This window comes from Paenibacillus barengoltzii G22 (assembly GCF_000403375.2).
Lineage (GTDB): Bacteria > Bacillota > Bacilli > Paenibacillales > Paenibacillaceae > Fontibacillus > Fontibacillus barengoltzii.
In genome coordinates this window covers 710,274-730,532 of record NZ_KE159652.1, presented here as the reverse complement: position 1 = coordinate 730,532, position 20,259 = coordinate 710,274, and the positions used below count along the sequence as shown (strand labels likewise).

Here is a 20,259-nt window from a genome sequence, read left to right as displayed (position 1 = left end):
TTCTCGTACATTAATTTTATCTTAGCCTCCCAAAAGTCCAGGAAATATCCCACGAAATTACGATAATATCCGAAAAAGTTGTAATTTCACACTGTGTATTAAGCAAAAAGCCCCCCGTATCACTTGGAAAGTGACCGGGGGAACTAGTAAGCCAGTAACTCTACCAAATCAAAAAGAAATAGACCCCCACGCGTTAGGTAAGGGTCTATCCTTTTACCAAACATATTGACAATGCACCTACTAATCATCAAGATTTGAAATGCAAAAAGGGCCGCTCGCGAAGCGAACGGCCCAAAATATAGGGAGGCTCAGGAGGCAGTATGCCGCCCTTTTGCCACAGGTACACAAGCTAATATGTTCTCGATCCGAAAAGCCCGAGGGGCATGGGAAGTCAGGCAAGTCGCCCGAACCAAACCGCCCCGCACATCATGAACTTCGATCCGCCGCTGCGTAATCTTGCCTGTACGGTCAAGGTAAATGATTTCTACGGTGCGACCGATGTATTTTTCCACCAGGATCATCTCCATATAGGAACGTTTGTTTGTATTATATGCAAACAAATGTTCTTTATTCAAGTGGAAATGACCTCCAAGCAAGATCATGCTGTCCCCGAAGCCCCTTATTTGTCCTTCGTTCTTCCTTGGCGTTTGTTCCCGAGCTCAAACAACCCGGTGGCCGATAAACCCGCTAAACCTCCCGCCCACAGTCGCAGCACCAGCTCCATTTCCGTAAATGGGTACGCCGCTGCTCCAACCAAAATGCCGATGATTACCCCGATGAAAGGGATCAGATTTTTCGGCAGGTTGAAGGTTGTTTTCACAAGTTGCACCAAAGCTAATACAAATACGGACAAGACCGAGGCAAAGGCCAGTACATTGGTTAAAATCTCGTTTTGCATTGACGATGATTCCCCTCCTTCTTATTGCTCCGGGATGCCCGCCGCCCGGCGCAGGTAGTTTGCTAAGTTGTTAAAATGCTGCGCTCGTGCCATATTCCCTTCGTCCCGTGCCTTAAACCAAGCCGGAGAAAGCCAGCGGAAGATGATTTCCTGTGCATTGCTTTTTGGCAGTGGAATCAATGGGCCGGGAGTGGACGAAGAGGTTAATGGAATGCCAGAGGCTACCCGTAGATTGTTCGCTAAATTGTGAAAATGCGTCATGCCAACCTGGTCCCTTTTGGCACGTGAAGCAAACCATGCAGGAGAAACATAGTTGTCGATCAGTGATTGCGCGATGGAAGCCGGAAGCGGTGTAAAAGAGGTATTCGAATTTTGCGTTGGGCTAGACGTACGCATCGACTTGAGTTCGGCCGAGATATCGTCCAGCAATCGGTTCATCGTTTTTCCGCCTGTAGCCAGAGCCTTGTCAGGATCTTGTCTTCGCGCCGGGTCGAGTTGTTTGTGGGATGGAATAAAGACGTACGGGTTCTTGTTCCATTTGTAACAGCAATAGGCCAGATACCAGACATAGCGCTTGTACGCTTCCGTAAATTTTATGCGCCCGCCGTAGCAAAATTCCACCCCGATGGCCGCGTCATTGGCATCATAGCCAAATAAATCGTTGTCCGTTTTCACGTTATACAGCACGTGCCAAGCTTTTTCCGCGGGATCCGAGCCAGTGCCTGTCGGGATAATTTCAAGAATTTTTGTATCATCGATAAACACATGGGCCGAGGCTGTCCGATCCTTCAGCGAGTTGAAATAGGCATAGTGGTTGTCCGCCGTAGCCCCCGGATTCCCCGTGTCATGCGCCACAAAAAACTCCGGGGTTCCCGTCGTCAACCTCGTCCCTGGCCGGACGTTAGGCCGCTTTACAATGTATCGCCTTTCAATTTGGTACTTCTTTGTATCCATAAACGATTTCACCCCTTCCATTTATGCTATTCCGCAAGGTGACCCCTTCGCTTGTGCACTTGTGAGGACGAATCTAGGATTTTCATCAAAAAACAAAAGAGCCTGCGATGATTTAGCAGACTCTGGTATAATTTAGCATGTACAACTGAAATTGGGTGGGACTGTATCGCCTCCGGATGGGAGGTGATGCGTATGCAATTTTCGTTTTCGGAAGTGATCATGCTAGGCATGTTTGTCCTTGCACTGCTTACTTACCTGAATAAACGAAAATAACCCGCCCAGGTTAGCGCCGAGGTGCGGGTTATTCTCTGAAGTACATTTGGAGGTTTCCCACCCAAGTGTTGTACCGGGGAGGCTGTGGCGCAGCCTCCTTGTTTCTATTGTTATCTTAGCATACTCTTCCATATACCTCAATCATACCCAAGAGCTTATTCCTCCAGCCGATCGATCCGTTTATGGGCTTGTTTTGCTGACTCTTCGACGCGGGTCAGCCGCTCGGAGAAGGCTTCAAATCGCTGGCCTTGCAGCTTCTGCTCGATTTTCATGTCGTCTACCCCCCGCTTGATGTATTCGACATCCGCCCGCTGCACAGCCTCCGCTTCGGCCGACTCCTCAGCCTCCCGTCGCGCCGCCTTCGCACGCCCCGCCCACCCCAACGCAATTCCGCTCACCGCCGCCAGCACGGAGGTTACCGCGGTGATGATCGTAATGTCCATGATTACACCTTCTTTCGGGGAAAATGAAGAGCCCTCGGGGGATCGAGGGCATAAAAAATACGCCTTGCGGCGTTTGTGCGGTTATACCTGTCAAACTTGAAATAGTTACTGGTCCATCGACTTCCGGAACCTAGTCAGATTGGCTTCCTTCAAAGCAACTGCATTTTAACTCAGAGCTCATTTGTTGCAGTTACCGCATTAAGTCTTTCCGCCACAGCATTTCTTAAACCATCGTATAATGGCACTTGATCTACTGTCTTACGCCCCGCCTTGATAAGTTGTACATATACCTCAACCATGATGTTATTTTCCATGATTTAAGCCACCGTCCCGTTTTTCAGAGTTTCGATTTCGGTCTGTAAAGTCGAAGCCTTATCCTGTAATTCCAAAGTCAGTTCAAATGTGCTGGCTAGGGCGTCGAGGGCGAGTAGATTGGAGGCATCGGCCTCTTCCAACTTTACACTTAGTTCCGCCAATTGATCGTAAAATGAGAGAATTGGTTCTGGCGGCAATGTATTTATTTCGTAATTGTAAAACAACTCTTGTGTATCTTTCTTATACATTAAAACCGGGTACATACCCTCTGGTGTATTGGCTGTCGGCAGTTCAGTTACATAAAATCCGCCTTCTACTTCTTGTTCAGGATATGGATCGTTAATAATAATTTGAATCGCAACTATGTTTTCCTCAGTTTCTCTTGGTATAAGATAAAACATACAAACACCGCCTTTACGAGTAGTACAACTTACCGACAAGCCTAATGTTTACAGTTCTAGTTGATTCATCGTTGCCAGCCCAAATGCTTGTTTCGTAGTAAATTTGCCATGGCACAGTTGGATCTAAGGCAACGTCATTGATATTACCATAGTACTGCACTACTCCATCTATATTTCGGAATCGCATTCGATAATCTTTGTCATATAGCAAAGAACCTAAATTAACACTTTTTGTTGGTTTTTCATACAAACTTAATAACACCGTTCTTTTACTACCATCTGTCAATATAAGAGATAAGCCGGAGGCTGAGTTTAACTGAAAATAAGAACTAGAATCAGCAATAAAAGCAATTTGAGTTATGCCAACGGGGAACGTAGCTATTGTTGTATAATCACTAACATACCCGGTTTTTGTATAATTAAGTGACATACTACCTTTAACAGACGGCTCCAATGACCCGGTAATTCCTCCGATGTTGACGTCCTTCTTTATATTTCCCGCCACAAGATTGGCAAAACTCGCCGTCACCTTCCCGCTCCCGTTGTGGTACCCAGCTGGTATTGTATACTGTCCATTCTGTGTTGTAATTGTATTTGTAACGGCCCCACGGTTTGACATAGTTCCGGTAACTAGTCCATTTGTGGTTAGGATAGTTTTTGACGCTAATACGTCGCTTGCTGTTGCTGTTCCGTAGCTTTCGACTTCCCCCCCTTCACCCGATAAGATAAAAGCCGATCCGTCAAAGAACAACGTATATACACTGGCGTAGAATTTAGCCGCCGATCCGTTGGCTTTTTTTATCGGATAGGCTGACGTGCCGCCAAACTTTAACATCGGTGTTCCGCTGCTGTTTGCGTTGAATTTGACGGTTATTTGCTGGTTGGCGACCAAAACGTCACTTGTCGCAATCGTGTAGGCGTCCCCGCTCTTTGTTGTCGTATACGGAATAACCGTTCTGATTGCTCCGTTTTCGGATTCTTCCGATCCTGCTCCACCTTTTGTCTCGATTGGGATAGTTCCGATTATTGCGGCAGCCGCATCCACCAAATCGCTAATCTGTGCCTTTTCGTTATTCGCTACAACCCCTTTAATCGGTTGAGCATGAGACTTGTCAAATTTGATATAGGTTATTGTGTAGGTAGCCATCTCGTCATAATTATTATTGTTCAAGCTGATAAATGCTGGGCCGTTGGAAATTTCAACGCTCCCTCCGCCGCTTCTCATTCCCCATACATCTACTTTTTTGTATCTTCCATTTTCATAAAGGGAAAGAATCGCCCCGGCTCGATAGGATAAGGGATCGGCGGTACCATTGAAAGTTTGAACTCCCGAACTCGTTACTGGTGTCGGTTTGTTAACTTCTCTAAGCACGATCCCTGTACCAACCTCAACCACGCTTTGCCCTTCTGGTAAAACTAACGCTCCTTCAAATGGAACAGGTTCTACTACTTCTTTGGCTAGGCGGTATAGAAGTTGATATGGTTTGTAAGTGTTCCCTAAAGCATCTGTTCCGGCATCAACTGTTGGTAACGTTGTGGTGTAGTCGATGTTATTAGATAAACCGACTGAATCGTTTAACCTAGTGATCCTTATCCAAACTTTCGTCCCGGTTCCATTGTAATTGTCCCATCTTGTACCGCCATATACGCTCATTTTCCAGCCCATAAAATACGCCTTAACCTCGTCTGCTGTTGGTGTGTAGCTGTCTCCCCAACCGCTTTCTGCGTTGCTAATAGTTATCAATGTGTGTCCTGCTGTTGTATCAATGCCCCATTGATCGTTTTTACTCCATCCAGCAATAACGGCAGGTTCAAGAGTTACCCCAGTGTATTTAACAACGGCTCCATTATACGATCCGGTGGCGTCACGACCCATATTTGGTATTCTAATGCGTTTTGAACCAGAGACGCTATAATTGCTAGAATGCTCATATGTTAGCGCCCCATCCAATACGACTTTTTTCCACTTCGCCAATTTGAAATATTGCCCCTCCTTCTCAAACAGGACGTCCGGTTCGCTACCATCTTCTGGGTTAGCGTGCAATTCCGTTTGCAGGGCAAGCATGGTTTTGCGCTGCGGCTTGAATGACTTTTCATCATCATTAAAGGCCAAGATTGGGCTGATAAACTCCGCCGTAATTTCAAAGTCTGGTTTCGGGTAAAGATAAACCCTAATGTACTTGGCGTTTGGTGGAGTTTTAATCCAAGTATGCCTAATGTTACCCTCTAAAATTTCCTCGCCAATTTCAGCCTCTGCTATCTGGGAAAAGCTATCATCCAAAACCTTTATTAAGTTTCTATTCTCATCTCCTGCTGCATTTTGGACGAATAAATCATAATAAGCATCCTCTAACGCCGGGATTGTATGGTAATTGTACTCGTTTGCGTTAGTGGTTGTTGTATGCTTCATTCTGTACGGCTCAATTACTTTTGCGTTGGCATGGAGACTTTCCCACTCGTAAAACGGTGGCAAAAGGTTTTCTCCATAACTGATAGCGTAAGGATTCTCTACACCGATAATGCCACACGGCACAAATGGATATTTGTAATTAATGTAACTATCCGGCGTTGATTCGTTAAGTTGTGCATATTCATCGGCGGTTAATTGATAAACGCGAAAGGAGTCGAAATTAAAAGTATCTCCTATAGCGAATGGATCATTACTGAAAGCTTCAACGCATACAGAAGTGTTTGCACCCAAATTAGATGGTGTAAATACTCGGAAGGCAACCCCACCCGTCTCGCCTGCCGCGTGAAATCTGCCAAATGAATATTGAATATTTTCACCACCAGTCGTTACAAGCCGAACAGATACAGACTTACTTACCGACTTTACCCAAGCAGCAATTAATAGATATTTAGATGGATCAATCGGAAAATAATTCGATCTGACATATGCACCCGACGACGATGAACTACTGTGTGTGTATTTAAGACTTGCCATCCCGCTGTCTCTTATGGTCGCGTCAACAGAAAGCATTCCATACGGAGCAGACCAACTGTTAGCTTCTTCACAACCTCCAGCAACCCCAAGTAGGTTAATCAACGTCCTCCCCTGAATCTCACTCAATTTAAACCTTGAATCCTTGGGCGAGTTTACGACTTGTAGTCCTGGGTTAAGGGTAATCTCTTTAGTTACAGCATGATCTAGACGATCTTTAAGAGCGCTAATCTCTTCCTGTACCTCACCGGCAAAAGAATCTACCTTTTCTGCATTCTGATCGATATATTTATTCAAATCGAAATACGTAGTTTCTGGCGAAGTACGATCGATTTTATTTAGTCCAAGATTTGGTGTAGTTGGATTCGGCACTACAACCCACCTCCTAGTAATTTGTCTTGCGTTATCGATTCAATCTGAGTAATGGTCATTCCCTCAACTTGGGCAATCGTAAGATAGTTCAGTCGATAAACGACGGACATATGCGCCGGCTTAATTTCTTCAATCATGCCTTTCAAATCATCGAGATTTGGAGGGGCTCCGATTGAATCGACAAAACGAACCGTAACCCCCCACTCCCCCGGCTGAAAAGAAACCTCCACTCTCCCCCGGTCATACGCCTCTGCCACATTTTTCACCAGCTGACCTGAAAACTTCCCGCTGCCGCGCAGCTTGGATTCAACAACAGCGCGGCGTTGATCCAGCGGCTTACTTAAGTCGGTCGTGATGCCGAGCTCACTCTCCCAGCGATCCAGCCCCCAAGTGGCCGTGCGCACAAAGAACTGCTGAAACGTCTCCTCCAGCGCTGCGAACAGCAGGTCCATTTCCACCCCTTTGGCGTTCATGTCCGCCTGCATGACTCGGGAAGATTCGTAATAGGCCGGCAGATAGGAGAACATTTCACGCCCTCGAGGGCTGGTCAACAAAGACTCACCCGTACTTAGACGTAGAGCTTCTCCCTTCTCCCGCCGAACTGGTTCACTCATACACATCCACCGTCCCCAACACGGCAACCTGGCCCGTGTAGATCTCCAAATTGGTATCTGCGTTGCCATTCACCGTCAACTCGGCATAGTCGATGATCGGTGGAATGTCCAGCAGAATCGCAGCGATCCGCGTAAACCGAACCAACGGGTCAACAAAAGCAAGCTGCTTCAAATACGCCCGCACACCGTCCTCGATTTTTTTCTTCACTTCCTCCAGCGTCACGCCGCTGGCTAACGTCAGCTTCACGCGAATATCGATCGGTACTTCCTCGGCAGCCATCACCGTCACAATCGCTCCCGCAGGTGCCACGCCTTCGCCCTGCCCATCCTGCGTCGGATCGATATACGCCTGCGCCGCCGCAACGATCTCCTCGTTCGCCGCCCGCTTGTCCGTATCAAGCAAATAGATCCCAACCGTGCCCGGACCCTGCCACAACGGTTCCACCTGCGCTCCGCCCACACCAGGCACTTCGCCGGCCCATTTCAAATATTGCGCCTTGTTCCCGCTTGTGCCCTGATTCCGTACCTGCGACAAAAAACGCTCCAACAGCAGCTCATCCGACTCAACATCGGCACCGCCCCGAGTCGCCTCCAGGTTCGTAACCGCCGTCACTCCACGAACGGGTGTCGTCATCACCTGAATAACTCCAGCCGGGACATTCCCTGCTCGGCCAGGAACCAGCGCGCGAATTGGCACCGTCCCTACTCCATTCTCATCCAACGTCACAGCCGCCGTCGTTACATACTCCATCGATGCTTCCGCCGAGAACTCATCTGCCGGCGTCGCCACAACCGTCCCCGCAGGCACCGTCTTCCCCGGCTCTCCCGCAAACTGCACCGTACCCGTAGCAGCCACAGCCGGCCGCCGTGTAACGCCATGCTCCGCCGCCCGGAGATCGAGGTACTCCCCATACGTCGTACTCGCAAATCCCCGCGCCAGCAGCTGTTGCGCCCACGATGCCGCCTCTGCCAGCATGAAGGCCACCGGCGCTTCTGCATCCCAAATAAAAGAACCCTCAGACTTATCCATATCCGAAGGCACTCGATCCAGCATACGCTGCATTATCCGTTCTTCCGTCTGATCCTGCAAATAAAGCGGCAAATCTGCCATCACGTCACACTCCCTTCCACAATCAACTCATCCTCCCGCACGTTTTTGACCCGGCATGTAAATCGACAACCATCCTCCCGCCAAACAAAAACAAACCCATCCACGCTCAGCGTCCGCGGGTCCACCATCAGCGTCTCCGTCGCGATCCGCCGGATTTCGCTCTCCTGAACGGCCCGGCTATAGCCTTGGCCGATCAGCTCCTCAAATTCCTGACCATAGGCACGGGAGTATATCACATGTCGGTATCGCGGGGTACGAATTGCTTTTTCACACCACACCTTCCAGGCGGCGATCTCGTCAGCAGGCGCGATTTTTCCCGTAGGCGTCATCACGAACTCTCCTGTCTCAAAATCAAACCGCCAGCTTCGGCCAAACGTTACCTCATCCGCTCCAGATTCCTGCCCGTCCTGTCCTGCAACCTCCCAAGAATCCGCCACTGCCTCCGGAAAAAGATTAGCCATTCCCGCTCACCACCCTGCATAACACAATCGCATCATTTCCGCCGTTAAGCGGCAACGCCAGTACGCGATCTCCGGGCTGAAGTTTTAGCGACAACACCGCATCCTTCGTTTCCGAAGGCATAAATGTAAACTGCCCTTGGCCCTCGACGCCACCCCCACCGCTGTCTCTGAGCCCGCGGACCTCTCCGGTCATCTTCAACTCCGGGAGCTTCAGGATGCCTGGGAACTCTGCAACATAGTAGTCTTGAATTTCATACTTGAAACTGTCGAGCTTCAGTCCCGTGCCCGTCACGGTCCCAAGCTCTGCCGTCGCACCGGTGAGCACTTCGGCGGCTTTTCTTGCTGCATTTTCTCGCAGTGAAACGGCCAACGCCGCATAAGGATCATTGCTCAAGAAAATACCTCCTTTTCACGTCGTCCATCGTCGCGAGCTCCAGCGTCATATGCCCGGGGTCCCCCAGTTCATGCGAAACGGAAGTTACGATCAGGTTCAGCCCGTTAAAAATCACCTTATCTCCTGCCCGGATCGTATTTAGATCGATGCAGGTTACGGTGTAAGACTGCCTTAAACCCGTTAGCATGGACTCGGCATATTTTTTGGCAGCACCAGCGGTTTTGACATTCTCGTCCTGCACAACCCGTTGCAACACACCGTATTTAGCGGTCTCCCCGCTTGCTACAGCTAACACCTTGGATGGTGCGCTTTCGCTGCGATCTTCGGTCCCGATGACCTTCACACGCGTCACTGCACCTTCCAGCGTACGGTTTTGCGTCGCTTCCTCCAGTTGCTCCAGCTTCCAAACCACGTCATTGCTGCCGACCTTGAACAAGGTTAATCCCGCAGGCGTCATTCGCGGTACGTACATGTCCCCGCCGGCCTTTACTGTCTCCTTGAGATCCGACAAAATCATGTTGTAAAGGGTTTGCGGGCGATAGACGGCTTTTTTTAGCTTGGTTTTCGTATCTGGTACCTTATCAAGCGGAATGCCCCAATCTGCAGCATATTTCCGGAGCCGCTGAGTTGCCGTTCCCCCCGCCGGAAAAAGATACTCATCCTCCGATTTCGCCAAATAAATCGTCCGGTCATACACCGTCACCGTCATGTACTTCGATTGTCTCAATGTGCTGGAGCAATCCCATACCACGCCCGGATGCAGTAACGGAACCATCTTGCCCCCAGCAGCAATGTCACGGCCCGATCCGCTATACGGTACGCCGCTGATCCGAATCTCTTGTCCCGGTTCAATCCCAGGAAAAGAAGCCGGAATACTCAGCCCAATCGTGCCCTGATACGATATCTGATCAAGCGAATCCTTAAGCGAAATGTTCTTTACCAGTTCCCGCAAGTAATACTTGTTTTGGAGCACCACTTCGTAACTCATTGCGGCATCACCAGCTTTTGTCCGGGCTTGATTTGGTTCGGGTCTTTGCCGATCGTTTTTTGGTTGGCATTATAGATCTGCTGCCACTTCGAGCTGTCTCCAAGCTCCAGCTTGGCGATTTTGGACAGGGTGTCACCTGATTTAACGACATAGGTTTTTGCGGGCTTTTTCGTGTCCGACCGGGTTGTTTTCGCTGTCGAAGCTGCCCCGCCGGCACCCGCCTGAGTGTGCACCTTCATCTCTCGCCAAGTCCGAGCGGTCAGTTCAAAGTACACATCCCCTGGCTCCCCGCCCCGAAAGGTACTGTTATGTGCAGCGATGGTCACAAGCACGTTTACAGCTGTATCCGTAATGATCAGGCGGACCGGCGACTTGCTGTTCATCAAGGTCGTCAGTCGGTTCATCGCCTCCTGCGGATCAGGGAGGTCTTGGTAATTGCAATACCCCGGATCATAGACCGCCGGAAAAAAAGAAGAGAAGGCGATCTCCTTCACCCTCTCTCCAGCCGAAAAGTCATATTCCCCCAGCGAGACGATATTCACCGTCTCCACGCCTTTGCTTCGGGAGATCGTAATCTCCTCCGGGTTGACCGGGAACACAAAATTCTGTCCTGCACCATCAATTAAGTGAATCTCCATATGTCCCTGCTCCCCTCCCCTACTTCAGATTTTGCATCGCAAACCGCACTTCGTTGGCGATTTTCCAGCCGGCAGCTTTGGCAAGTTCGTCGTAATTGATCTCATCTTTGTTCACAGTGAGGTTAATTGCGCCTTGGGATAAAGAAACGTTAATCTGAGACGGGGGAGAAGCCTTTTTCTGTGCGTCATCCTGTTGTCGACTTACATTTCCCGCGTAAGGATTTATACCAGCCAAGCTCGGAGCCATCTGTGGAATCGCAGATAAGCCTAGCGTATCCTTTACGGACAAGGAATCTGGCTTCGGTGTTGCTTTCTTGTCGGCTGGCTCTTTTTTCTTAGAATAAAGGTTATAAATCCAACCACCCAAATGATTTCCTAGAAAGTCACCGCCCATCGAACCTAATGTCGCCCCGACGGCCGTCCCTGCAAAGGGAATAATTGAACCGAGGGCCCCGCCTATAAGACCGCCGATCGAAGAGACCACCGCGGAGGTGGTCGCTTTTAAGCGATCCTTATTATTGTCGGCTGATGCGATCGCACTTGCATTCGACAGTAATCCTAACGGTCCCGGAAGCTTAATGCCCTTGCCAATCTTTCCAATCAGCCCGCCTGCTTTACCTAATAATTTTGCACCGAATTGATCAACCTTCCCTGCTCCCTTGGTGATCAACTCCGGCAGACCACTTCCCGCCAGCAAATCTCCTCCTGTGCTCAGGAGCAATCCTACACCGATTTTTTTTAGAGAACCTTTAAGTCCTCCACCAGAACTAGGTTTAGGCTTAGGCAATTGTACTTGGGTGACCACCGTACTCCTGGTTCTAGCCCCCCTAGCAGCACGACCCGTTCGCTTCCTCCCGGGTCCAGTTCCACTAATATATCCGCCTCCACCTGCTCCGCAGTTGCAGTAACAGGTGACTCTGCACTTACATTCAACCGTTATTTTCTTGTCTTTTTCATCCTTTTTCAGGATGTACTTATCCATCAGTTCTTTGGTGCCTTCCTTGGTGTAATCCTTGGCCACGTCCTTTCGAACGGTATTTGTAAATTCGAACAGCGACCCTACCGTCTTCTCTAAAAAGCCTTTGCGTTCGGGCTGCTCTGGCACAGGAGAATTCTCCTTCGACATTCCATGACTTCCGGGATTGAGTACAGAATTAGCTAACTTTCCCGTAATAACCAATGCATTCCCAATCGCCGCAGAAATTCGCTTCAACGTACTCTTCCCCTCGGAACTGATCCAATCGGTAAAAGAGTCCCCCACCACCGCTTCCCAATCTACTCCCGCCGCAGAAACCTGCCATGGAGTCACTGTCAGCGCAGTAAGGTAAGCCCGCAACTTCAGCGCGTCACCCGTGACGCGATCGCTAAAGTTCACCGTTGGCTGCACCGTCGTTCGATGTAGACGTCTCAGCGTGTCCTCGACCTTTTGGGCCGCGGAAGTAAAACGGTCGTCCAGGGTGAGGGCGGGCTTGATGCGAGATTTGCCGAGCAGCGCTGCACGGCGATGAGTTTGTTGCAGCAGTTTGTCCAAATTGCGGAGCTTTTTTGCGGTTCGGTCTATGTCACGGTCGTCGATCTCGACTTCAAGCTTGTCATTGTCATCTCTAGCCATAGGTTGTTTAACCTCCTTTCTGTTAGCTTCTAACCGGTTCCAACCAACTCCCGATAAAAATAACAGGATTTCCTACCGTTATTTTTGGAAGAATCCAGCTTCCACGCAAACTAACTGGAAATCCTACGGTTATTTCGCCCGATTTTCCCGAGTAGGGCTAAAATCCATCAAATTAACGGTAAGAATTCCAGTTAATCGCCCAAAAACCGATAAATGCAGCAAAATAACGGTACTTTTTACAGCTAATCTCTCACCCTCCTAAACGCTCGTGGTCCAGCACCTCACAACATCTCCAACTCCCGTTCGGAAAATGCCCGCAGCAGCAGGCGCTCCCCCTTCGGGAGTGACCAATATTCCCCGGGGCGAAGATGATGCCGCGTCCACATATGGAACAGCAGCGTCGTCATGCCGCCGGAGCCGATTAGTTTTTTACGTCTTCGATGTCGACCCCAAACCCGGAAATCTCCAGCACCTTATCACCAACGGCGTCGAGCTCCCCGGCCAGGAGCAGACGGCGGATCGCCTCTTCCCCGCCGGACAACTTCAGCCGGCTGGTCAGGCGCGAATCGTCCCAACCGCTCAGCTTCACGCTTTGCGCCTTCCCGCTCTGGTCTTCACCGTTGTTGGCTTTTTTCACCACTTCCAGCATCGAGGTGGCTTCCTTGATCAACGCCGCGTTAAACAACTCGCTGTCGATCTTCTCGGTCACCTGCCCTTTGGTCGTCTTGCGCACCGTGCAACGTTCGCGAATCGCATCCACTTTGCTGGACGTCAGGCCGCGCAGCGTCACGCGCAATCCCAAGCGCCCGATAAATACGGTCTCCTCCGGTAAATTCGACACCGTCTCAAAAAGCCCGTCCAAAATCTCCTGTTCGCGAACCGGATCCAAAGCTGAATATTCACTCATGCTCGCTTCCTCCTTCAGATGATCTTCCAAAAATCAAATGTGTCTTTTGAGCAGCAATAGCGGTACAAATGGGCGTTATTCCCACACAAAATCAAGCTCTAACGAAAAATAAGACCATTCCATGGCCTTATTTACACGAAATCAGCGCAAACCCGGCGTCCAACGACATCCAATCGCAAAATAGAGCCAAAAAAGTCCGCTAATTCACCCATTATGCGAATATAAACGGGAATAACGCCCAAAATGTCCGCTAAGTTCAAGTCAACTGGGCCGCTGCGAGTTCAAGTCCCGTATACGCCACCCATACGGCCAAACGGCCCTTTAAGACGCCACGATCGGATCCAACAACTCGTACGATTCGAACGTAAAAGGCGTTTCCTCCGTTACTTCTTCGCCGGCGGTCCAGTTAGCCAGGACGATTTTATCGACCATGCAATTGTTCAGTTGGATGCGTTCGAAGCCGTAGGCTTCCGGATCGTCCAGCTTATGAATGATCGAAAATCTCTGAAAGCCGCGCGCGATCATATCCGATGTGACCTTGTAGCCGCTCATCGTGCCGGTGCCTTTTTTGCGCCCCAGCTTGTACACCGTATAATCGGTGCCCACGAGATTCAGTTCCTTCTTCTCTGCTTCAACGCTGGCTTCCAGGTGGTTCAAGTTCGACTGCCATACCCCTTCGATAAAAATCTGGCCAAACGTCCCCATAATCACGCGGCCGGGATCAAGAAATTGTGCCATCAGTTAGCTCCTCCTCCAATTAGAAAATAAAATTATTGCACATAAAACGTGCCGAAAATTTGCTCCATCACATCGGTATCATCCGCCGTCCAAGCCAGGAACACCTGATCATCCTCCGGCGTGAATTGCGGCGCGTTGCCATAAAACCGCGGATCCAGCGTCACATCAAACCCAGTCGCCTCGATCACGTTCTCAGCGGCCAACGTTTGCAAATACTGCTTCCCTGCGCCGATCAGCGCCAAGCGGCCCTCCTCGGTGTTGTTCACCTTGCCGATATAGGCATCCTCGGCGGTCCGCTGCAGATCCGCATTAATTTGGTCCATGACGCGAATCTTGCGAATCTTCTTCCAGCCTTTGTTCTGCCCCTCACGGAGCGTCACTAGGCTGTTCACGCCGCGCAGCGCCTTCACCCGGCGGCCGTCGTGCACGAGCAGGAACACGCCGCCTTGCACCGCCTGCTCCTGCTCGGAGCGCGTCCAGCGCCGCGTCACGTCGCCGAACGGCGAGGCCGCGTATGTCGTCGATGCCTTCAGCGGCTGGCCGGCGATCAAGCCGGCAACCCAGGCGGCGACCTGCGCCGACGAATACGCCCGGCCGTTCAGCACCGCGCCGGTGCCGACGTTGACGACGCCCTCATGGTCGATAGCGGCGCTGCGTGCCACCGCTTTACTCACGGCGTCGGCAGCCGTATCGTCGGCGGCGGATCCGCCCAACACAGCGATGACGCCTTTACCTTCACTGCGCACGCGCTTCACCCAAGCGGCAACGCTGGTCCGCAAAGCCGAATCCGACACGCCGTCCAGCGTTAGCACATGGAAGTCCTGCGTCTCAAACGCAGACAGAGCTGAAGCGTACTCGGCGTTCGTAAGATCTGCGATGCCACTGTCCCCGCCGGTCAAGGCCGCCCCGGAGACGTCCGCCAACGTGCCGTCTTCCAGCGCTTCAGCAACGATCCATGCGTTGGCCGGATCACCGTTGACCGCTGCAGCGGCTTGCAACGTCGAACCGTCCCCCAACGGGAACGTGCGCAACAAAGCCGTACCTTCATAGAGCTTCAACTCCTTGCTGCCGGGAAGCGAAAGACTCGGTTCAACCGAAGCGATGAAGCCGTTTCCGCGCTTGCCGGGATACTTTGCTTTCACCCGCAGCACGGCGTTACCCGACTCATCCTGGAGTGTTACCGACGCCTCCGTTGCGGAAGCACCGGCTAGACGGTAGGCCAGCAGTTTTTTCGGACCGCCCAGCAAAGCGAGATAGAGCGTACTATACGCCGTCGCGCCCTCCGATTCGTCCTCCTGAAACAACTCCCGGATCGCCGCTTCACTGCCAACTTCCACAAATTGTCCAACCGGTCCCCAATGGGCCTTCACCGGCGCAACCACAACACCGCGCGCCCCTGCCTGAATGGCGTTCCCCGCCGCGCTGACAAAATTCATATACAACCCGGGCAAAACCGGTTGATCCGTTACATTCCATGTACCTCCTGCCATAATTACAGCACCTTCTTTCTCAAAAATTGATCAACGAGCCGTTTCGCCTCGCCAATTTGAAGTAATTTGCTTTCTATGCCCAACATCGCCCCGGCCACAATTTCCGGTTTTACGCCAAGCACCGTCTCGGAGCATGCCATCAGTTCCTCCATGCGATAACTAGCAGCCCCCTCCGCTGCAGCTAAAGCCGATGCGCTTTCCGAGCTCCTTGATTTTCTTCTTGCCACGCCAGTTCACCTCATTTTGGATTGATAAAAAACAGCCTGCATCAGCGGCGCTTCCACCACCGGCCTTGTCGTCCGCTGAAGCAACGTGACGGTCAGCGGCCCTTGTAACGCCGCTCCTTCCGCGTGTTCCTCGGGCTGCAAGCTCAGCTTCGGATCCACAACTCGCAGATATCGCTTAGCCGCGGTGTCCAGCGGGATTTTCACCGCCGATCCCAGCCCTTCCAGCAGCCGCAGGACCGCAGCATGTTCCCGTTCGGTATCTTCCGCCAGCAGAAAAGCCGTCATCCGCTTTTGGATCTCATAGGACGACGGACCCAGTGCCCGCACGTCCATGCCGATCATCTGCCACATCACGGCTGGAGCGGCCACATCCGGCGGCCACATTCCGCAGTAAACCTGCCATTTGGAGCCCAGCACCGCTGACGTCCAGTTCGCTAACTCTGTCAACCAAGGATCACTTGTGATCGGCACTGGTTCCGGAGCTAAAGTCATCTCTTCTTCTGCTATGGCAATCACCTCCTTTCCAGCGTGGAATCGCCGTGGATACAGCGCGGCATACTGCAAAACTGCTTGGTCCCCTCGAACCGCCCCCAGATGCATCCTTGGCAACGTATCGGCTGCACCCATTCAGGTTCAGATGAATGCGGCGGTGTCTTGTTCTGATTTCGCATCTCGGCCCCTCCTTTCCAAAGCAAAAAACCGCTGACCTGCTCAGCGGTTTTCTTCGTGATATCATCGATTCGGTTCGCCTTAACCTGATCTTCCACGCTACCAATGTAACACGGGGATAACCAAGCGAACGGACAGTTGACGGACACCCACCGGACAGGTATCGGACAACGCCTAATTTTCCTATAACCACACAAAAAAAGCCGGCTATCAGCCGACCCCATGTTTTGCCGTTTGCGTTTCTTCTTTTTTATAGACCTCCAGCTTCAGCGCCGCTGCTAGAAGGCGGATCGCACTGGCTTTGATGCGGCGGTAGGTCCGGTCACTAATGCCCATCTCACCGCAGCTGATAAAATCGTACTCGCCTTTCTGATCCAAATAACTGCGTCGAATCACCTCTCGCTGCTCCTCCGATAACCTCTCCATCGCAAGGTCCAGCAGCTCGGATTTGCGAATCAGCTCCGCCTCCTTATCCACGTTCCCGATCGCAATTCGTTCCGTTGGTTGACTTACAACATGGGTCGCACCATGATACTGCGGCTCATATCGTGCTGTGATGAACGCTTCCTTACGAATCCATCCGACTTGCCGGTACCGTCTGACTTCTTCCAGCCACTTTTCCACCGCAGCCCGGGTTGCCGCTTCATCCACCGGCAATGAATCAAATAAAGCATGATACACATGAATGCGTCTTCTCCCCATCAGATATCCCTCCTATATTTTATTGCCATTTTGGCAAGTGATATCATTTCCCTCCGACAAATCCATTCGCTTGTCCAAGTCTTAAACCGCTTGTAAATTTCGAACAAACGTTCTTCAACCTCCTCTTTTTTACCAATTTGGTAACCGCAACCTGATTATATGTTGCCGTTTTGGTAATGTCAAGCCACTAGATTACCGATTTGGTAATATAAATAAATTCCATTCTGACCACCTTCTCTTTACCAATTTGGCAACTTGTGCTACACTAAATGAAACGGTTAGGAAGAGGAGTAACCATGCAAACGCTAGGCGAACGAATCAAATATCTTCGTGAACTACGTCAGCTCACGCAAAAAGACCTCGCCTCCCAAGCCGAAATTTCGGTCGTGCAGCTGTCTCGGTATGAGACCAACGACCGCAAGCCGGATCCGGAGGTGCTGCGTAAAATCGTTGACGCTCTGGATACCAGTGCCGATTATTTACTAGGCCGGACCAACGACCCGTCTTCAGCAGTGGGGAAAGGCATGAGCTTGTCTTTTTTCGGAGGACCTGAAGCGTATACGGCGGATGAAATCGCCATGATGGAGGCAGCTCTGAAAGCATATCGGGAGCAGAAGAAGAAGCTGCTGGACGGAGACGAAACGAAAGGCTAAATTATTCGAAGATAACGAGTTACATATAAAGTCAACAAGACAACTACAACGGCCCTGATCCTAAGGGCCCTTATTTCGGACTATAGACCGAACATACATTCTTATCCAAGAGGTGACGTGAATGTTGTACGCCTATTATCGCGAGACTCATCTGGAGCAATGGATGAATACCAAATATCTGAATCACGGGATCTCGTCCCCCGCCGATCTCGACATCGACCGCATCGCCGAAGCCTTCGGGATCGGGTTAGTCTACGGGAATCACCCGTCCTTTTCGGACAATGAGGAGAATGTGATTTTCCTGAACAAAATGATGCAGGCGGATCAGACCCGGGTCGTCTTCTTCCATGAACTTTGCCATGTGCTGCGCCATGCTGGAGATCAGCGGCGGATGACCGAGCTGTTCATGCATGCCCAAGAGACCGAAGCTGAGCAGTTTGTGCTGTATGCCGCCATTCCTTTCTATATGTTCGCCAAGCTGCCGGTGCCGGATCATCGCAGTGAAGCGGTGGCTTACATTGCCGAGCAGTTCCAGGTTCCCCCGGAGCTGGCGGAGCAGCGGCTGGACCAAATCCAACGGCGGGTGCTGCACGGCAGCCTCATCGCAGCAGCCCAGGAGGCAACCCGCCGCCAGCGCGAAGCGGAGCAGAGCTGGTCGTCAGAAACCCGGCGGGTACTGTCCCAGCTGGAACGACAAATCGGAAGTCGAGGAGGGCGGTAAAGAATGCGGGTTGCGGCATATTGCGATTATTATACGGACTCAATCCGTCCGCTGCAGTTAATTGTGGATCTCCAGCCGGGGGATGTGGATTGGTCGGAGACGCTGTATATCCCGGTTTTGGGACCGTTTGAGCCGTTTGCTCCCGAGGATTTTGGCGACCTGCCCTGCGTATCTGTCCTGCTGGAAGACCTCGTTCGACCTAAGCTGGAACAGGAGCCATCAGATCAAATCTCAACTGGCGCACCGGACACATCGCCCTCCCATCCATCACAACAGCTGCTGGGCATCCGCCTGCCGCAAATTGCTGCCCGCTGCGGCGATCCCTCGGACATCCAGCGCCTGGTGTTGCAGATGGACGACGTCGAAGAAATTCTAGGTTATGTCATCGGTTGATTGGGATGGTCATATTTGACGACCGGCCACTTTTGCTTGCGCAGGGCATCCATCAGCAGCGGCCCGACATTTAGATTGCTCTCCACCAGCTGATGCGGCGTCAGCGCCATCCATTGATTGAGCGACACATCCGCAAACCGGTCACTGCGGAACATCTCCAAGAACCAGATGCTGCGGTCGCCGGTATTCTGGATATAGTGGCCATAGGCAAACGGCACATACCCTACATCCCCTGCTCTGACATTAAAGGTACGGGCGGCGCCGTTACCGGCAAATACGGTCATCCGTCCTTTTCCGGACAAATAATATTGCCATTCATCATTGTTGGGGTGCCAATGCAGCTCTCGCATTGCACCAGGCTTAATTTCCACAAGGGCAGCCGCAATCGTCTTGGAAATGGGGAAGTTCCGCGAATCCGCGATCCGTACCGTCCCGCCCGGCGTTCGAATCGGCTCTTGGGCCAGCAGGCTGTGCTTGAAGCTGAGAGGAATTTCGCCGTACGGCGATTCAATCCTTTGCGTGTCGATCGGCCCCGGAACACGGTCCTGATAAATATACACCTGCTCTTTTGGGATATGGTCGAACGCTTTTTCAGGCACGCCAAAATTCGCAGCAAGCACCTCTTTGGGCGTATGGGCAAACCAGTCGGAGATCGTCAACGTATTGAGGTCAGAGAAATTCCCGTCATCGAACACAAGCAGAAACTCACAGCCTTCCTCCAGTCCTTGAATCGAATGGGGAATCCCCGGTGGAAAATACCACAAATCCCCCACGCCCACATCGGCGATAAAGTTCCTCCCGTCCTGATCCACCGCCGTAATCCGGGCACTGCCCGAAATCATAAACGACCATTCCGCCTGCTGGTGCCAATGCAATTCCCGCACTCCCCCCGGCGTCAGACGCATATTAACCCCCGCCAGCGTCGTGGCGATGGGCAGCTCCCGAACCGTAATTTCCCGGGACCATCCCCCATGGTTCAACTGCATATGCGTATCCGAAAAAGAAAACTTCAAATTCGGAATCAATCCGTTATCGGTCACTGGAGGAACCAGCATATCGGGATTCTCGCGATCCCGCATGACGTCGCGCGGGCCTGTATCGGTAGCCCCGGCGCCGTCAGCCCGTATCGGCTGAGGGATCGACGACATCGCGCCGCCTTGATTCTCCGGCTGCCTGGAATCAGATGAATCCAAATGATCCGACATTCACCATCACTCCTTATCTGGACAAGTTGTTTCTAATTTTTACCAAAACCTATTTACACAGTGAACCTATTCCCGCATGAGCAAAAATATGTAGTGATTCATTTCCACTTTTCCCATAAAAATCGACGATTTCGGAGAA

General features: G+C 51.3%; 25 protein-coding genes. 3 read left to right on the top strand and 22 right to left on the bottom strand.

What is annotated here, in order from left to right; genetic code table 11:
* Nucleotides 1-308 precede the first annotated feature (308 nt).
* The 21 genes from C812_RS03475 to C812_RS03385 form a co-directional block, all read right to left on the bottom strand.
* The gene (locus tag C812_RS03475) at nucleotides 309-575 is read right to left on the bottom strand and encodes a hypothetical protein (protein WP_016311300.1); all 267 of its coding nucleotides are present in this window, start codon (nucleotides 573-575) and stop codon (nucleotides 309-311) included.
* A 44-nt stretch (nucleotides 576-619) separates the two neighbouring features.
* Nucleotides 620-898, bottom strand: coding sequence for a holin (locus C812_RS03470; RefSeq protein WP_016311299.1), 279 nt, complete (start codon nucleotides 896-898; stop codon nucleotides 620-622).
* Nucleotides 899-919: 21 nt separating this feature from the next.
* Nucleotides 920-1,852 (bottom strand): peptidoglycan recognition protein family protein, encoded by a 933-nt coding sequence (locus tag C812_RS03465; RefSeq protein WP_036624601.1) that lies wholly within the window; start codon nucleotides 1,850-1,852, stop codon nucleotides 920-922.
* A 428-nt stretch (nucleotides 1,853-2,280) separates the two neighbouring features.
* Nucleotides 2,281-2,568: a hypothetical protein gene (locus C812_RS03460; protein ID WP_009224258.1), complete on the bottom strand. Its 288-nt coding sequence runs from the start codon at nucleotides 2,566-2,568 to the stop codon at nucleotides 2,281-2,283.
* 170 nt (nucleotides 2,569-2,738) lie between these two features.
* Nucleotides 2,739-2,882: a CD1375 family protein gene (locus tag C812_RS22195; RefSeq protein WP_016311296.1), complete on the bottom strand. Its 144-nt coding sequence runs from the start codon at nucleotides 2,880-2,882 to the stop codon at nucleotides 2,739-2,741.
* 3 nt (nucleotides 2,883-2,885) lie between these two features.
* On the bottom strand, nucleotides 2,886-3,284 hold the full coding sequence (locus C812_RS03455; protein WP_016311295.1) for a hypothetical protein: 399 nt from the start codon (nucleotides 3,282-3,284) through the stop codon (nucleotides 2,886-2,888).
* Nucleotides 3,285-3,297: 13 nt separating this feature from the next.
* Nucleotides 3,298-6,597, bottom strand: coding sequence for a hypothetical protein (locus C812_RS03450; RefSeq protein WP_016311294.1), 3,300 nt, complete (start codon nucleotides 6,595-6,597; stop codon nucleotides 3,298-3,300).
* On the bottom strand, nucleotides 6,597-7,211 hold the full coding sequence (locus tag C812_RS03445; protein ID WP_208855740.1) for a YmfQ family protein: 615 nt from the start codon (nucleotides 7,209-7,211) through the stop codon (nucleotides 6,597-6,599). Before C812_RS03445 ends, C812_RS03450 begins: the two co-directional genes overlap by 1 nt.
* The gene (locus C812_RS03440; RefSeq protein WP_016311292.1) at nucleotides 7,204-8,322 is read right to left on the bottom strand and encodes a baseplate J/gp47 family protein; all 1,119 of its coding nucleotides are present in this window, start codon (nucleotides 8,320-8,322) and stop codon (nucleotides 7,204-7,206) included. Before C812_RS03440 ends, C812_RS03445 begins: the two co-directional genes overlap by 8 nt.
* A complete protein-coding gene (locus C812_RS03435) occupies nucleotides 8,322-8,783 on the bottom strand; it encodes a DUF2634 domain-containing protein (protein WP_016311291.1) in 462 nt (153 codons plus the stop codon). The genes C812_RS03440 and C812_RS03435 overlap by 1 nt, the downstream gene beginning before the upstream one ends.
* Nucleotides 8,776-9,177, bottom strand: a complete 402-nt coding sequence (locus tag C812_RS03430) for a hypothetical protein (RefSeq protein WP_016311290.1) — start codon at nucleotides 9,175-9,177, stop codon at nucleotides 8,776-8,778. The genes C812_RS03435 and C812_RS03430 overlap by 8 nt, the downstream gene beginning before the upstream one ends.
* Nucleotides 9,167-10,165, bottom strand: coding sequence for an XkdQ/YqbQ family protein (locus C812_RS03425; protein WP_016311289.1), 999 nt, complete (start codon nucleotides 10,163-10,165; stop codon nucleotides 9,167-9,169). Before C812_RS03425 ends, C812_RS03430 begins: the two co-directional genes overlap by 11 nt.
* Nucleotides 10,162-10,803, bottom strand: a complete 642-nt coding sequence (locus tag C812_RS03420; RefSeq protein ID WP_016311288.1) for a LysM peptidoglycan-binding domain-containing protein — start codon at nucleotides 10,801-10,803, stop codon at nucleotides 10,162-10,164. The genes C812_RS03425 and C812_RS03420 overlap by 4 nt, the downstream gene beginning before the upstream one ends.
* Nucleotides 10,804-10,822: 19 nt before the next feature.
* The gene (locus tag C812_RS03415) at nucleotides 10,823-12,415 is read right to left on the bottom strand and encodes a hypothetical protein (protein WP_016311287.1); all 1,593 of its coding nucleotides are present in this window, start codon (nucleotides 12,413-12,415) and stop codon (nucleotides 10,823-10,825) included.
* A 281-nt stretch (nucleotides 12,416-12,696) separates the two neighbouring features.
* Nucleotides 12,697-12,822: a hypothetical protein gene (locus C812_RS22920; RefSeq protein ID WP_260071006.1), complete on the bottom strand. Its 126-nt coding sequence runs from the start codon at nucleotides 12,820-12,822 to the stop codon at nucleotides 12,697-12,699.
* Nucleotides 12,823-12,836: 14 nt separating this feature from the next.
* Nucleotides 12,837-13,322, bottom strand: coding sequence for a phage tail assembly chaperone (locus C812_RS03410; protein WP_016311286.1), 486 nt, complete (start codon nucleotides 13,320-13,322; stop codon nucleotides 12,837-12,839).
* A 321-nt stretch (nucleotides 13,323-13,643) separates the two neighbouring features.
* Nucleotides 13,644-14,060 carry a phage tail tube protein gene (locus C812_RS03405; RefSeq protein ID WP_016311285.1) on the bottom strand — a complete coding sequence of 139 codons (417 nt, stop codon included), beginning with the start codon at nucleotides 14,058-14,060 and terminating at the stop codon, nucleotides 13,644-13,646.
* Between the two features lie 32 nt (nucleotides 14,061-14,092).
* Nucleotides 14,093-15,550 (bottom strand): phage tail sheath family protein, encoded by a 1,458-nt coding sequence (locus C812_RS03400; protein ID WP_016311284.1) that lies wholly within the window; start codon nucleotides 15,548-15,550, stop codon nucleotides 14,093-14,095.
* Between the two features lie 2 nt (nucleotides 15,551-15,552).
* Nucleotides 15,553-15,777, bottom strand: coding sequence for a YqzN/YkzM domain-containing protein (locus tag C812_RS22190; RefSeq protein WP_016311283.1), 225 nt, complete (start codon nucleotides 15,775-15,777; stop codon nucleotides 15,553-15,555).
* A 6-nt stretch (nucleotides 15,778-15,783) separates the two neighbouring features.
* Nucleotides 15,784-16,404, bottom strand: coding sequence for a hypothetical protein (locus tag C812_RS03390; RefSeq protein ID WP_016311282.1), 621 nt, complete (start codon nucleotides 16,402-16,404; stop codon nucleotides 15,784-15,786).
* Between the two features lie 252 nt (nucleotides 16,405-16,656).
* Nucleotides 16,657-17,148, bottom strand: a complete 492-nt coding sequence (locus tag C812_RS03385) for an ArpU family phage packaging/lysis transcriptional regulator (RefSeq protein ID WP_016311281.1) — start codon at nucleotides 17,146-17,148, stop codon at nucleotides 16,657-16,659.
* Nucleotides 17,149-17,444: 296 nt separating this feature from the next.
* Between C812_RS03385 and C812_RS03380 the strand changes: the two genes are divergently transcribed.
* The 3 genes from C812_RS03380 to C812_RS03370 all read left to right on the top strand — a co-directional run bounded on the left by C812_RS03380 (nucleotide 17,445) and on the right by C812_RS03370 (nucleotide 18,915).
* Nucleotides 17,445-17,801, top strand: a complete 357-nt coding sequence (locus tag C812_RS03380) for a helix-turn-helix domain-containing protein (protein WP_016311280.1) — start codon at nucleotides 17,445-17,447, stop codon at nucleotides 17,799-17,801.
* 121 nt (nucleotides 17,802-17,922) lie between these two features.
* Nucleotides 17,923-18,522 carry an ImmA/IrrE family metallo-endopeptidase gene (locus C812_RS03375; RefSeq protein ID WP_016311279.1) on the top strand — a complete coding sequence of 200 codons (600 nt, stop codon included), beginning with the start codon at nucleotides 17,923-17,925 and terminating at the stop codon, nucleotides 18,520-18,522.
* Nucleotides 18,523-18,525: 3 nt separating this feature from the next.
* Nucleotides 18,526-18,915 carry a hypothetical protein gene (locus C812_RS03370; protein ID WP_016311278.1) on the top strand — a complete coding sequence of 130 codons (390 nt, stop codon included), beginning with the start codon at nucleotides 18,526-18,528 and terminating at the stop codon, nucleotides 18,913-18,915.
* On the opposite strand, the gene C812_RS03365 is transcribed toward C812_RS03370, so the two are convergent.
* Complete coding sequence (locus C812_RS03365) at nucleotides 18,900-20,063, bottom strand: oxalate decarboxylase family bicupin (RefSeq protein WP_157274707.1); 1,164 nt, start codon at nucleotides 20,061-20,063, stop codon at nucleotides 18,900-18,902. The genes C812_RS03370 and C812_RS03365 overlap by 16 nt on opposite strands.
* Between the last annotated feature and the right edge of the window lie 196 nt (nucleotides 20,064-20,259).